This is a genomic window from Micromonospora sp. NBC_00821 (assembly GCF_036347035.1).
Taxonomy (GTDB): Bacteria; Actinomycetota; Actinomycetes; order Mycobacteriales; family Micromonosporaceae; genus Micromonospora; species Micromonospora hortensis.
On record NZ_CP108880.1, the window covers coordinates 1,022,069 to 1,035,764 of the forward strand.

A 13,696-nucleotide genomic window follows, 5' to 3' on the forward strand; every position below is an offset into this window, starting at 1 on the left:
GGCACGACTGCAGCAACGACAACGACGGGTTTCACCGGTGGGAGCCGGTAACGGGTGCGAAGGAGGTGAGCGGCGAGATGGCCGATCGTGACGAACCGACCGGAGCGTTGGTCCGTCCATACGCCGTGACCCGTGGTCGCACCCGTCCCCGGCTCGACATCGCGCTGGAGGCGCTCGTCGAGACGACGGTGCGCGGCCGTACCGCTGCCAATGGCAACGGTGGTGGCCGCGAACACCAGTACATCGCCGCGCTGTGTGACGGTCGCGTGCAATCGCTCGCGGAGATCGCGGCGCGGATGCAGCTCCCGCTCGGTGTGGCCCGGGTGCTCATCGCCGACATGGCGACGGACGGCCTGGTCGCGGTCCACGAGCCGACCATTTTGGACGACTCCGACGACGCGGTGGGCACTGAACTGCTGGAGAGGGTGCTGAGTGGACTTCGCAGGCTCTGACATGTCGCACCGCCCGCCGAACCCGAGCGGCCGCGTGACGTCGGCGAAGATCGTTATTGCCGGTGGATTCGGCGTCGGTAAGACGACGCTGGTCGGCTCGGTCTCGGAGATCACGCCGCTGACCACCGAGGCCATCATGACCTCCGCTGGCGTGGGCGTCGACGACACCCGGCAGGTGCCGGGCAAGACGACGACCACGGTGGCCATGGACTTCGGCCGGATCTCGATCGACCGTGACCTGATCCTGTACCTGTTCGGTACGCCGGGTCAGACCCGTTTCTGGTTCATGTGGGACGAACTGGTGCGGGGTGCGATCGGTGCGGTCGTGCTGGTGGACACTCGCCGGCTGGCCGACTGCTTCGCGGCGATCGACTTCTTCGAGCACCGACGCCTGCCGTACCTGGTGGCGATCAACTGCTTCGACGGGATGCAGTACCACGACCCGCAGGACGTCCGGGACGCCTTGGCGATCTCGAGCGACGTGCCGGTGGTGGCCTGCGACGCCCGTAACCGGGAGTCGACGAAGCACGTGCTGATCTCGCTGGTCGAGTACGTGCTGACCATGCGCCGTACGCGCGCCGTCGCCCCGGCCTGATCCGGGACGCTGCACGCCCCGGTGGTGGCTCCGGCCGCCACCGGGCGCTGCCAGCCGCCCCGGTGGGTGCCTCCGCGCCGACTCGTCGCTCAGACGAGCCTGCGCGCCGCCAAGCCGCCTCCTGACGACCTGGAAGCTGTCAGCCCCTTCCCGGGGCCAGGCCCAGCCACGGTCCTCGCGAGGCGGCTTCTGCGTGCCCGGGGGATCGCCCTGCTGACGTAGAAGCGCCCCCAGCCAGTTGGCTGGGGGCGCTTCTACGTGTGAGAAGGGGGGTCAGGACTGGTAGCCCGCCGAGCGGTACTCGTACTCCCGGTCGTCGTCGCGGTCCCCGTGGTCGCGGCTGAAGTCCCAGCCGCCGGCCGCCTCGCGACCGGGCCGACCACCCACAGCGAAACCGCCGATCTCCTGGCCGCGACGCCAGCCACGGAAGTAGCCGGTCGTGTTCTCCGCGAGGCTTGCCGCATCACGCACTATCCGCAATGGGCGCTCCTCGCGAAGCGGCGAACCCGGCACCAGGTTGGCCTGCGGCACGCGCTTCGGCAGCCCGGCGTTGGTCTCGGCGCCCACCGCCGGGCGGGCGGCCTGCTCCGCGGCCTGCCAGCCGGTGTCGGCGGTGGTCGACCAGTCCAGGTCGGACTCCTCGGCCTGCCCGACGAACCAGGCCGACTTGGCCTGCGCGAAGATCAGCAGATCGCCGTCGCCCTCATCGGCGACCGGCGGCGGTCGGTGCTCCATCGGCGGCGGCCGGTGCTCGACCGGGGGCGGCGGCCGGTGCTCGGCGGCGCGCTCGGTGCGGGCAGCCGCCCGACCGTTGCGAGCGGCCTGCTCCCGGTCGACCAGGCGCAGCGGCGGCGTCTCCAGGTGCTGGTCCGCGGGAGGGTTGAGCCCCTCGCGCAGCGCCCGGTCGGCCAGCGGCGGCGGCTCCACCAGCCGCAGCATCGGCGGCTCCGGAGGCAGGTCGTCCGCCAACCACGGCGGGGTGACCCGACCGTCGGCCCGACCCGGGTCGGTCGGGGCGTCGACACCGCGGCTGCCGCCGTACGAGTAGGCCACCGGGTTGTTCGGTGAGCTGTCGGACGGGTCCTCCGGGTTGTTGACCAGCGGCCAGTTGGCTCGGGAGCCGGGCGGTGCCGCCTCCTGCCCCGGTCGGGGGGTCGGCACCGGAATGCTGAGATCGGTGGCGCTGAACCCGCCGGTGGGTGGCTCGTCGACAGGGCGTTGCTGGTGGCTCGGCCGGGGCTCGCCGTTGGTCTTGGGGCGGGGCGGAATGACCGTCCGCTGCCGTTCGGCCCGCGCGTTGTTGATCGCGGCGGTGGTCAGCGTCGGCCGGAACGGCTCACCGGCCTCGGCTGGCGGCACCATGCCGCGCTGCGTCGGCGCGATCGGGGTGATCCCGGGCGGCGGAGGCGGCGGAGAGGAGACGGGCCGGTTGGTCGGGCCGTCGATCCGGCTCGGAAGCGGCTCACTGCGACTGGGCAGCGTGGACGCCGGCGGACCAGCCATCGCCGCCGGGGTCATCGGCGCGGGTGCGACCGGCGGCGGCGTGACCGGCGCGGGGGCGACCGGCGGCGGCCCGAGCGGGCGGGGCGACGCCAACGGCGCGTTACCGGGGACCGGCTCGGGACGGCTGCGCCGCCCGACGGCGGGCGCCGGGTCGGCGGCTGCCGGGGTGGGTCGGACCGACCGCAACCCGGCGTTGGTGCCGGCGAGGCCGGTCATCCCGGCGTTGGTGCCGGCCAGGCCGGTCAACTCGCCGACGGACTCGCCGCGTCGGGCCGCGGCCCGCCGCCCGGGTGCCTGGACAGGCGTGCTGACCCGTGAGCTGAGCGCGCTGACCAGCGCCTCACAGCCGGCGTCGCAGGCCCGTACGGAGGCGACGGCCTGGCGGACCGTCTCTGCCACCGCGGACGTGAGCGCCCGGTTGACCGCGGCACGTCGGGGTGTCTCGGAGATGGCGACCCGCAGGGCGGTGACCGCCTCGTTGATCTCCTCGGCATCGGCGACCCCGTCCGCGGCCAGGTGCGCGGCGATGGCATCAGCCGCGACCGACACCTCGCGGCCCCGGGCCACGGTGCCGCCGAGCATGCCCGGCTCGGGCAGCGCGTCCAGCACGGCCAGGGAGACCGGCTCGGCCGGGTCCGGGTATGCGCGCAGGGCAGCCGGGTAGAGCTCCCGCAGAACCTCGCGCAGCGCCACGGCGGCGGAGTGTCGGCCACTGGCCAGCGCGGCGTGCGCGGCGAGCACCTGCTTGTAGCCGGCGAGGTCCCGGGGTGCCGGCAGGGTGACGGCGGAGAGCGCCCCCGCCTGCAACGCGCGGGCGAGGCCGACCGCCCGTCGTTCGACCGGAGGCGACTGCATCTCCTCAAGGGAGTCGTCATCGGCGAACCGCTCGGCGAAGTCGTCCACCGAGTCGTCGTCAGCGATCGCCAGGGGTCGCCCCGCCGCGCTCAGCAGCGAGGTGACCGTGTGGTCGTCGCTGTCGGCGGCGATGGCCGCACCGCTCGGCCCGCCCGACCGCTCCACGAGCAGCGCGACGAGCTGGGCGTAGCCAGCGGCGTCATCGCTGATCTCGCAGACATGCAGCAGACGGCCTGCGTCGTCGACCACAGCGGACGTCAGCATCGAACCGGCCGAGGCCGGTCGGTCAGCCGAATCCGCCGAGGCCAGACCGCAGTAAACGCGCACGAGCGCCACGGCGTCGTCCTCCTCCCGGGACAGGTCTTTCCTCTGCCAGCAACTGATGCTCCCCGGTACGGGTCAGTCGCGCCAGTCCACCACCGCAGAGATCTTGCCGACAATGGTGCGCCAACCCAAACTTGCGGTCTGCGCCCCGATCTTCTTCAGCCGTCGCCGAGCCATGAACGCGCCGATCCCACCGTTGGCGGTGCCACGCAGCGCCTCGTCCAGGTCGTCGAGGCTGGAGCCGGCGGAGAGCATGTCGAGTACCGCAGGCAGCCGCAATGCGTACGAGAGGTCCCGCGCGGCCTCACCCGCCTCGATCAGCAGGGTCGAATCCCACGTGTCGTGCCCGCCGCGCAGGTTCTCCACGACCAGGTCGAGCTCGTAGGTGTCCTCGTCCAGCGGAGCGATATCTGCCGGCTCCACCCGTTCGGACAATTCATTCCAGCTGTCCAGTTGGGACAGATCGTTTGGCGCACCGGATCGGATGAAACTGACGAGCGACTCGGGGGTCTTGAACAGCAGCAGCTTGCCTCGGTTGCTGAGGAAGACCGGCACCTCCTCGTCGTCCGCCTCGTCCGTGACGGCCTCGTCCGACTCGTCGTCGGTCTCGGTGTCGGCGGCGGCGCCGTCACGGCGGCGCTTCGACTCGTCGTCCTCGTCGGCGAACTCCTGGGCCAGCTCCTCGTCGAGGATGACGACGGTCTCGTCGTCCTCTTCCTCCTCGATCGCCTGGCGGCGGGCGAGGAAGGGGTCGTCCTGGTCGCGCTCGGTCACGTCGGTCGGGGTCAGCGAGCTGGCCGGTCGGTACGCCCGGAGCGTGAAGCCGGTGCCGGCGGGCAGGGCGATCTCCACTGGGTCGATGCGCAGCTCGTCCCAGAGTGAGCGGTCGATCGACGCCGACGGGCGGTCGGTCTCGGTCTCGTCTGGCTCGACCGCGCCGGTGGTGTCGTCGAGCTCGGGCTCGTCGGCGTCGGGCCGTTGGGGCGACTGGCGGGCCACGCTGACCTCCGTGTGCTTCGGGTTGCCCACCCACCGGGGTCTCTGACCGGCGAGTGACTCTGGGCACATACCCTAGTCGGCAGCCCTGGGTGACCGATGCCCGCACCCCGGTGGCCGGTTGGCGCACGGGTCCGACCTGCTGGTCGTCACCGCTGGCGAAGCGGCGGTTCGACAAGTAGCGTAGCTACGCATGAAGGCCCAGGAACTGCACGGCCATCTCGACGCTCTGCTGCTCGCCGTGCTCGAACAGGGCGCGCTGCACGGCTACGCGATCATCGAGGCGCTGCGCGCCCGCAGTGACGGCAGTCTGGATCTGCCCACCGGCACCATCTATCCGGCGCTTCGTCGCCTGGAACGCGCCGGTCACGTGGCGAGCGCCTGGAGCACCGTCAGCGGCCGGGAACGGCGGACGTACCAGCTCACCGACTCCGGCCGGCGGGCGCTGGCCGGTGAGCGGGCCGGCTGGCGCGAGTTCCAACTGACCGTCGGCCGGTTCCTCGACCCCGGCAGCCCGCCCACCCCGGCCTGACCCGCTCGAATCCGAAGCCGATCAGCGCGTGGCGGCCAGCAGCCAGCCGCGGGCCGCGCGGGTCAGCGAGAAGTAGGCGCCACCCACCAACACCGCACCGATGATCATCGGTGGCCAGTGCGCCGCCGCGTCCCAGAGGTTGAGCGACCAGGTGAAGAGGGCGCTGCCGGCCACTATGCCGAGGATCAGGACGCCGGTCAGGCCGGCGCCCACCGCGCGTTGGGCCAGGGCCAGGCCGGGCCGTGGCGCTCGCGCGGTCGCCCAGACCACCAGCAGACCGGCCACCGAGAGCACCAGCGCGCTCATCCAGATCCAGTCGACCGAGTTGGAGAGCAGCAGGTAGCCGGCCGGAGGGCGTGGGCCACCACTCCAGCTCGACCCCCGCCAGGTCAGATCACCGGCGAACACCCCCACCCCAGCGATCGCCAGCATCCGCAGGGAGAGCCCACGCAGGGCGCCCACCGCCAGCTCGGCCTGCCAGGACGGGAGCACCTGCGCCGGTGAGCCGAACTCCACCACCGCCCGGCGCTGCGCCTCGGTGGGTGGCACCCCGCTCTCGCGGTACGCCTCGACGGCGTCCAGCAACCCGTGTCGGGCCTCGGTCAGTAGATCGGACTTGAGTCGCGCCGGCCCCTGCAGTCGAGCGGCCAGCTCCCGCAGGTGCTCGTCGACCATCACGTCCTCACCGCGCCCCATGGCACCACACTGCCACGGACTCCCGCCGGTCGACGTCCGGGAGAACCCTGGTCCGTCCCCGAGTCGGGTCAGGGGGCGAGCGCCAGGTAACCCCGTTCGGCCGCGGCCTGGAGCAGCCACTGGTCCCGGTACCAGCCCGGGGCCGCTACCAACTCGGCGTGCCGACCACGCTGGATCACCCGACCGCCGTCCAGGACCACTATCTCGTCCAGCTCGGCCAGCCCGCTGAGTCGGTGGCTGATCAGCAGCACCGAGTGCCCGGCGGGGGTGGCGGCGAGGGCGGACGCGAGCACCGCGTCCGCGGCGGTCGGGTCCAGACCTTCGGTGGGCTCGTCGAGCACCAGCACCGGCGGCGCGGCGAGCAGGGCCCGGGCCAGCGCCAGCCGCTGCCGCTGCCCGCCGGAGAGCTGCCCGCCCTCCTCGCCGACCAGCGTGTCCCAGCCCGCCGGCTGGGCGCGGACCCAGTCCAGCAGTCCGGCGGCGGCGGTGGCCGCGGTCAGCTCCTCCTCGCCCGCTCCGGCCCGCCCGAGCAGCAGGTTCTCCCGCACCGTGGCATGGAAGACGTACGCCTCGGCCAGCAGCCCGCCGACGGCGCGCGGCAGGGCCTCCTCGGCGTACGCCGAGAGGTCTTGACCGTCCAGGGTGACCCGGCCGGACACGGGCCGGACGGTGCCGGTCAGCACCGCGGCCAGTGTGCTCTTGCCGGCGCCGCTCGGGCCGACGACAGCGATCCGGCGTCCCGCCGGCAGGTCCAGGCTGACCCCGTCCAGGGCGGGCGCCGCACCGGCCCGGTACCGCACTGTCACGTCGTCGAAACGCAGCTCGTGCGGGCCGGTCAGGTCCGTTGGACCGGCCGCCGGCGGCGCGGCCGTCGGCGGGTCGGCGTCGAGCAGGTCGGCCACCCGGCTCAGGCCGGGCCGTAGCTGCGTCCACTGCCGGGCCGCCGCGACCAACGCCAGCGTCACCTCGACGGCGGCCAGTGTGCCGACGGCCAGGACGCCCACCAGCACGCCCGACACGTCGGCGGCGAGCGCGACAAGCACCACCGCTGCCGCGGTCACGCCGGCGGCCAGCACGCCGGCCGCGTCCACAGCGAAGCCGGTGGCGGCCAGCCGACGTTCCAGCCGGGCCAGCCGGTGGGCGCGCTGCTCGGCGGCGCGCAACGTGACGTCGGTCGCCCCGAACGCGGCCAGGTCGGCCGCGCCGTGGGTGAGGTCGATCGCGTCGGTGGCCAGCGCGCCCCGCAGGGGGGCCACCTCGGCCGCGCTGCGGCGGGTGACAGCGGTGGCCAGAGCGGGCAGCGCCACCCCGGCGACCAGCAGCCCGACGGCGAGCGCGCCAGCGGCCGGTGGTGAGATCAGCGCCGCCACGGCGACCGCCAGGACACCGACCACTGCCGCCGCCGAGGCGGGCACCAGCACCCGCAACAACAGGTCCTGGACGGCCTCCACGTCGGAGACCAGTCGACTCAGCACGTCCCCGGAGCGGTGCGCAGTGCCACGGCGGGCCGCCAGGGTGGCGAAGACCCGGGCCCGGACATCGGTGATCATGCGGAGCACCGCGTCGTGCCCGGCGAGCCGTTCGGTGTAGCGGAACACGCCCCGGCTGATCGCCAGCGCCCGGACCGCGACGATCGCCACAGTGAGGCGGTCCAGCGGAGGCTGACCGGCGGCGCTCATCAGCAGCCAGGTGGCGGTGGCCATCAGGGCCAGGCCGGCGAACTCGGTGGCGGCCGCCAGCAGCCCGGCTCCGATCAGGCGGCCCAGGTACGGCCGGGCCAGTCGCAGCACTGCCCGCTCGGCGGCGGCCCGCCCGGCCGGTGCCGCGTCGGCCACCACCGCCCGCCCGTGTTCCCCGGTCATCGGGCGGCCTTCCCGGTCGGCTCGGGTGTCAACTCGGTGACCAGACCGTCCTCGATGCGCAGGATCCGGTCGGCGTCGGCCAGCAACGCCGGTCGGTGCGCTACCAGCAGCGCCGTCCGCCCGGCGACCAGGCGACGGGTGGCGTCGAGCACCACCGCCTCGGCCGCCGTGTCGAGGCGGGCGGTGGGTTCGTCGAGCAGCACCACCGGGGCGGCGCGCAGGAACGCCCGGGCCAGCGCCACCCGCTGCCGCTGCCCACTGGACAGCCCGTGACCGCGCTCACCGAGCAGGGTGTCCAGGCCGTCGGGCAGGCCGGCCACCACGTCGTCCAGGGCGGCGTCGCGCACCGCGGTGGCGAGGACGTCGGCCGGGGTGTCCGGCGCGCCGAGACGGATGTTGTCGGCCAGCGAGGCGGCGAAGAGGTGGGCCCGCTGCGGCACCCAGGCGAGCTGCCGGCGCCAGGCGTCCGGGTCGGCGGTGGCGAGGTCGACCCCGTCCACCGTGATCCGGCCGCTGGTCGGCACCACGAAGCCCAGCAGCAGACCGAGCAGAGTGCTCTTGCCGGCGCCACTGGGACCGATGATGGCGATCCGCTCGCCGGGCCGGATGGTCAGCGTGACGTCGCGCAGCGCGGTGGTCCGCTCGTACGCCACTGTCACCCCCTCGAACCGGATCTCGGCCCGAGCGTCGGGGACGGAGGCGCCCTCGGCGGCCCGGGGCGCGGGGGGCGCGGCGGAGACGGTCAACGCCTCGTCCAGCGCGGCCAGCCCCTCCATGCTGGCGTGGAAGCGGCTACCGGCGGCCCGCAACGGCAGGTACGCCTCCGGCGTCAGCAGCAGCACCAGCAGCGCGGTCTGCAGGGCCAACCCGCCGCCGAGCAGGCGGATGCCGACCGGCACCGCTACCAGCGCCACCGAGAGGGTGGCGACCAGTTCGAGGACCAGCGCGGAGAGGAACGCGATCCGCAACGTCTTCATGGTGGCGACGCGGTGACCGTCGGCCATCCGGCGTACCACGTCGGTCTGCGCCCGGGCCCGCCCGAACGCGCGCAGGGTGGGCAGCCCGGCGACCATGTCCAGGAAGTGCCCGCCGAGCAGCGCGAGCCGCCGCCACTGCCGCTCGGTGGCGGCCTGCGCCTGCCAGCCGAGCAGCGCACCGAAGACCGGGATCAGCGGCAAGGTCAGCGCGATGATCACCGCCGAACTCCAGTCGGCGAAGACGACCCGCGCCAGCACCGCCAGGGGCACCGTCACGCTGAGCACCAGTTGCGGCAGGTACCCGGTGAAGTACGCGTCCAGCGCGTCCAACCCACGCCCGGCCAGTGTGGCGATCTCACCGGCCCGCTGCCCGGCCACCCACCCGGGCCCGTGCCGGCCCACAGCGCCGAGCAGGTCGGCCCGCAGCGTTGCCTTGACGGTGGCGGCGACCCGCGCCGAGACCGTGCCCTGCGCCCAGACGAGTGCCGAGCGGGCGGCGACAGCGACCACGAAGCCGGCAAGCGCCGGTCGATCCAGCCGACCGTCGATCGCGGTGGCCAGCAGCGACGCGAGCGCGGTGGCCTGCGCCACGATCAACCCGGCGGCCAGCACCCCCAGGAGCCCGAGCACGGCAAGATCGCCCCGGGCCGCAGGGACCCGGCGCAGCAGACGCGGGTCGAACGGACGGCGGCTCACCAGTACACCGGTGCCCTACCGTCGGTCCGTCCTCGGAAAACCCACCAGCACATCGCCTGGAAGCCTAGTAGGGCCGGAAGTAGCGGTAGCGCCACCCAGCCCAGCAGCCGCAGTGTCGGTGCGCTGGCGGCGGCGTCGGCCACCCGCAGCGAGGCGTCCGGGTCGGTCGTGGACACCAGCACGTAGGGCCAGAGAGCGGCTCCGACCAGCAGCACCGGCAGCGCCAGGGCCGCGCCGGTGGCGACCAGAGCCCACCCTGGCCGCCGCCGGGCCAGCGCCGCGCGGGCCGCCAGCAGCGCCGCCACGAGCAGCACCGGCAGGAGTACGGCCACCGCCGGCCGCTGCACGGCGTCGCGTACCCGAGCGGAGAGCAGGCCCACGACGGTGGCCACTGCGACAGCGGTGAGCGCCACCGGCACCAGCCGGCGGGCCGTACGACCGACCACGACGGCGGCCTCGGCCGACAGTCGCAGGGTGAGGAAGGTCGCCCCGTGCACCGCGACCACTGTGACCATCGCCAACCCGGCGGCGGCCGCGAACGGGGTCGCCAGGTGTGTCACGCCGGCGACGTGCCCGTCGGCCTGGAGGGGTACGCCCTGCAACAGCGCGGCGAGCAGCACGCCCCAGCCCAGCGCGGCGAGGACGCTGCCGATCATCACGACGCGGTCCCAGCGGGCCCGGATCCGCTCGTCGTCGGGGCGGCTGCGCAGTTGCACCCCGACGGTGACCAGGATGACGCCGACCAGCGCGCCGGCTACCGCCGGATAGCAGCCGGCGAGCAACTCGCCCTCCAGCAGGGGGAACGCGCCGAAGAGGATGCCCACGGCGGCCACCAGCCACACCTCGTTGCCGAGGAAGAACGGGCCGAGCGCGGTGAGCGCCTCCCGCCGCCCGGCCGGCCCGACGCCGCGGGCGAGCAGCAGCCCGACGCCGTAGTCGTAGCCGGCGAGCACCAGGTAGCTGGCGAAGAAGAGGCCGAGCAGGGCGTACCAGGCGAGGTCCACTGTCTACTCCTCAGAGGAGGGCGGGTTCGGGGTGGGCCGGCTCGCTGGGCGGTGCCGGTGGGCGGCCGAGGGCCGGGTCGGCCGCGCCGCGCCTGGCGTGCCGGGCGAGCAGCACCCAGTTGGTGACGGCGAGGGTGCCCAGCAGCAGGCTGAACCCGATCAGCGAGGTGAGCATCAGCGGTGCGCTGACCGGGGAGACGGCCTGCTCGGTGGGGAGCAGCCCGTACGCCACCCAGGGTTGACGGCCGACCTCCCGGGAGATCCAGCCGAGGATCACCGCGATGAACGGCAGCGGCAGTCCGAGCACGATCAGCCAGAGCGGGAAGCGCAGTCGGATGACCCAGTCCCGGAAGAGCAGGGGCAGCAGGAGCCAGACGCAGCCGAGGGTGAAACCGATCAGGATCATGAAGCCCAACCCGACGCTGGCCAGCGCCGGCGGGGTGTAGTCGCCGGGGCCGAACCGCGTGGTCCACTCGGCTATCAGTGCCTGGCTCTCCGGGCCGTCGCCGCCGAACTTGGTCGGCTGTACCGAGCCCACCGGACCGAACTGGGCGAAACCGAACCCCTGCACCATGGTGATGGCCAGTGCCGCGGTGACCAGGCCGATCCGCAGCGAGGTGCGAAAGAGCGCGAAGTCCGGGGTACGCCGGATCAGGTGCCCGGCGCTGACCGCCGCCATCAGCATCCCGCCGACCAGCAGCGCCGCCGAGACCACGTGCCCGAAGGCCATGCCGAGGCTGGGGTTGGTGAGAAGCGCGCCGAAGTCGGTGAGGTGGGCGATCCCGTCGCGAACCTCGTAGCCGACCGGATTCTGGAGCCAGGAGTTGGCCACCATGATCCAGAACGCCGAGGCGTACGCGGTGATCGCCACACCCCAGAGCAACGCGAGGTGGACGCCCTTGCCGAGCCGGTGCCAGCCGAAGATCCACATCCCGAGGAACGTGGACTCCAGGAAGAACGCCACAAGCGTCTCGATGGCCAGAGGCGCGCCGAAGACGTTGCCGACGTAGCGCGACAGGCCACTCCAGTTCAGCCCGAACTGGAACTCCATCACGATCCCGGTGGCGATGCCGAGCACGTAGTTGATCACGTAGAGCTGGCCCCAGTAGCGGGTCAGCCGCTCCCACTTCGGGTTGCCGGTGAGCACCCAGGCGGTCTGCATGCCGACCAGCAGGGTGACCAGCCCGAGCGTGACCACCACGAACAAGAAGTGGATCGAGGTGGTGGTGGCGAACTGCAGGCGGGCGAGGAGCAGGGTGTCCATGACCAGCCCTCCATAGCGTTGGCTCCCTTGTCGTAGCCACCCTACACGTAGTTTGCCTACTGGTAAGACCTACTACGCCCTGTCGTAGGAAACTTTACTACGCCACGTAGTAATTGAGGAGATCGCGCTCGATCCTGGATGTAGTGGTCTCGCGACCCCGAGATGCCCCTCGATCCTGGATCGAGTGCGATCTTGCGAGGGTGCCGGGCGCGCGGGGTGCGGGGCGCGCGCGGTGCGGGGCGCGCGCGGTGCGGGGCGCGCGCGGTGCGGGGCGCGCGCGGTGCGGGGCGCGTCGGGGAGGGAAGCGGGGGTGCGAGGGCGCGCCCGGGGGCAGCGCCCCCCGCGCGGCTCTGCCGCGTGGGCTCAGCGGTACCCGGTGGGCGTCAGCTCAGGAAGAGGGTGACCGGGAGGGCGACCAGGGTGGTGGCGACCGCGAGGGCGGTGGCGCCGAGCACCCGGGGCGGCCGGTCGCTGACCAGTAGGCGCTGCACCCGTACGTCGAGATCCCGGTCGCCCATGCCGAGCGCGCCGGCCGGGGTGATCCGGTGCCCGGCTGCGGCGAACCGGCGCAGCGCACCCGCCAGCGGGGCCTCGGCGTGCAGCTCGCGGGCCTTGTCGTCGGCGCGCATCTCGACCAGCAGGGCGACCCGCTCGTGCGCGTCGCGCACCCAGCCGAACCACGGCAGTGCCCGGCACAGCGCGGTGAAAGGCAGCAGCACCAGGTCGTGCCGCTCGTGGGCGTGCGCACGCTCGTGGCTGAGCACCGCGGCCAGCTCGGCCCGGTCCAACAAGCTCAGGGTGCCGGCGCTGACCACCACCTGCGGCTTCACGCCCGGCAGGCAGTACGCGGCGGCGCTCGGATGATCCAACACCAGCGCGCCGGGCGCGGCCGGGTCGTTCCGGGCGACAAGGGAGAGCAGGTCCCGGTGGCGACGCTGGGCGCGTACGGTGCCGTGGATGCTGCGCACTGTCGTCGTGACCAGCACCGCCCCGATGCCGAAGCCCACGCCGACGCCGGCCAGGTGGAACGTGCCCACCCCGATCGGCAGGGCGCCGTGGGCGAGGTCGTTGGCCAGGGCGAGCAGTGCGCTGCCGGTCGGCCTGTCGTACGCGCTCAACCCGAGCGCCATCGGCAGGCCCATCGCCGAGAGGCCCAACGCCAACCCGACGGCCTGCCAGCAGACGATCGCCACCCGGGGGCTGCGCCACGTCCAGGTGGAGCGGGCCAACACCTGGGCAGTCAGATAGCAGGCCAGCATCGTGGCGGCGAAGTGCACGGCGTAGGCCATGGCGCGCGCCCTACCGCTCCGCTGCCTCGCCGGCGGGTCGTCGGCCCGCCGGCCCGTCCACCCGGTCGGTCAGGGCGTCGGCCCCGCCCGTGTCGCCGCCGGTGGAGCCCGGCCCGGCCAGGCCGGCCTCGCTGCCCAGGGCCGCTCGCAGCACCTCGGCCTCGGTGCCGGTCACTGAGCGGGCGAAGCGCACCAGTGCGGCGTCCCGGCTGCCACCCAGGTCGAGGGCGTCGAGCATGAGTTGAGCGATGTGCGCCTCGCGGCTGGCCGCCGGACGGTACCGCCAGGCCCGGCCCTCCCGCTCCCGTTGCACCATGCCCTTGCCGGCGAGGCGGTCCAGCACCGTCATCACAGTGGTGTACGCCAGCTCACGGCCATCGAGCGCGTCGGCCACCTCGCGCACGGTCACCCCGTCCGACGTGCCGGGAACCACGTCCCACAGCACGTCCATCACCGCACGCTCAAGATCGCCCAACCGAGTCACGATTCAATCCTACCCCCGGTAGTAGACCCCGACCCACCCGCCAGGTCGATCCCCGGCGTGGCCGAGCGGCACGCCGCCAACCGGCAACCCAACTCGAGGCAGAACCCCTGAGCTGACCCACCCGACGAACCCGGCCCACGTCAGGAATTTCGGGGGAGCCCCGCCTG

The 13,696-nt window shown here is 73.4% G+C and carries 12 protein-coding genes; 3 read left to right on the top strand and 9 right to left on the bottom strand.

Annotated features, from left to right (window positions below):
* The first annotated feature begins 77 nt into the window (after positions 1-77).
* Both OHB44_RS04875 and OHB44_RS04880 read left to right on the top strand, forming a co-directional pair.
* On the top strand, positions 78-452 hold the full coding sequence (locus tag OHB44_RS04875) for a DUF742 domain-containing protein (protein ID WP_124820399.1): 375 nt from the start codon (positions 78-80) through the stop codon (positions 450-452).
* 1 nt (position 453) lies between these two features.
* Positions 454-1,047, top strand: coding sequence for a GTP-binding protein (locus tag OHB44_RS04880; protein ID WP_007455465.1), 594 nt, complete (start codon positions 454-456; stop codon positions 1,045-1,047).
* 273 nt (positions 1,048-1,320) lie between these two features.
* On the opposite strand, the gene OHB44_RS04885 is transcribed toward OHB44_RS04880, so the two are convergent.
* Both OHB44_RS04885 and OHB44_RS04890 read right to left on the bottom strand, forming a co-directional pair.
* Complete coding sequence (locus OHB44_RS04885; RefSeq protein WP_238684480.1) at positions 1,321-3,765, bottom strand: transposase; 2,445 nt, start codon at positions 3,763-3,765, stop codon at positions 1,321-1,323.
* Positions 3,766-3,804: 39 nt separating this feature from the next.
* A complete protein-coding gene (locus OHB44_RS04890) occupies positions 3,805-4,758 on the bottom strand; it encodes a DNA primase (protein WP_266303699.1) in 954 nt (317 codons plus the stop codon).
* Between the two features lie 160 nt (positions 4,759-4,918).
* On the opposite strand from OHB44_RS04890, the gene OHB44_RS04895 reads away from it, so the two are divergent.
* Positions 4,919-5,257, top strand: a complete 339-nt coding sequence (locus tag OHB44_RS04895; RefSeq protein ID WP_266303698.1) for a PadR family transcriptional regulator — start codon at positions 4,919-4,921, stop codon at positions 5,255-5,257.
* Positions 5,258-5,278: 21 nt separating this feature from the next.
* Here OHB44_RS04895 and OHB44_RS04900 read toward each other — a convergent pair whose 3' ends face one another.
* The 7 genes from OHB44_RS04900 to OHB44_RS04930 all read right to left on the bottom strand — a co-directional run bounded on the left by OHB44_RS04900 (position 5,279) and on the right by OHB44_RS04930 (position 13,529).
* Positions 5,279-5,953, bottom strand: a complete 675-nt coding sequence (locus OHB44_RS04900; protein ID WP_266303697.1) for a permease prefix domain 1-containing protein — start codon at positions 5,951-5,953, stop codon at positions 5,279-5,281.
* A 68-nt stretch (positions 5,954-6,021) separates the two neighbouring features.
* Positions 6,022-7,815, bottom strand: a complete 1,794-nt coding sequence (gene cydC / locus OHB44_RS04905) for a thiol reductant ABC exporter subunit CydC (RefSeq protein WP_330439731.1) — start codon at positions 7,813-7,815, stop codon at positions 6,022-6,024.
* Positions 7,812-9,488, bottom strand: a complete 1,677-nt coding sequence (gene cydD, locus OHB44_RS04910; RefSeq protein WP_266303696.1) for a thiol reductant ABC exporter subunit CydD — start codon at positions 9,486-9,488, stop codon at positions 7,812-7,814. The genes cydC and cydD overlap by 4 nt, the downstream gene beginning before the upstream one ends.
* Entirely contained in the window at positions 9,485-10,492 is a 1,008-nt protein-coding gene (locus tag OHB44_RS04915) for a cytochrome d ubiquinol oxidase subunit II (RefSeq protein ID WP_330439732.1), read from the bottom strand. Before OHB44_RS04915 ends, cydD begins: the two co-directional genes overlap by 4 nt.
* Positions 10,493-10,502: 10 nt before the next feature.
* Positions 10,503-11,756 carry a cytochrome ubiquinol oxidase subunit I gene (locus OHB44_RS04920; protein ID WP_238684468.1) on the bottom strand — a complete coding sequence of 418 codons (1,254 nt, stop codon included), beginning with the start codon at positions 11,754-11,756 and terminating at the stop codon, positions 10,503-10,505.
* A 383-nt stretch (positions 11,757-12,139) separates the two neighbouring features.
* Positions 12,140-13,045, bottom strand: a complete 906-nt coding sequence (locus OHB44_RS04925) for a M56 family metallopeptidase (RefSeq protein ID WP_112624284.1) — start codon at positions 13,043-13,045, stop codon at positions 12,140-12,142.
* 10 nt (positions 13,046-13,055) lie between these two features.
* On the bottom strand, positions 13,056-13,529 hold the full coding sequence (locus OHB44_RS04930; protein WP_330439733.1) for a BlaI/MecI/CopY family transcriptional regulator: 474 nt from the start codon (positions 13,527-13,529) through the stop codon (positions 13,056-13,058).
* Positions 13,530-13,696 lie beyond the last annotated feature (167 nt).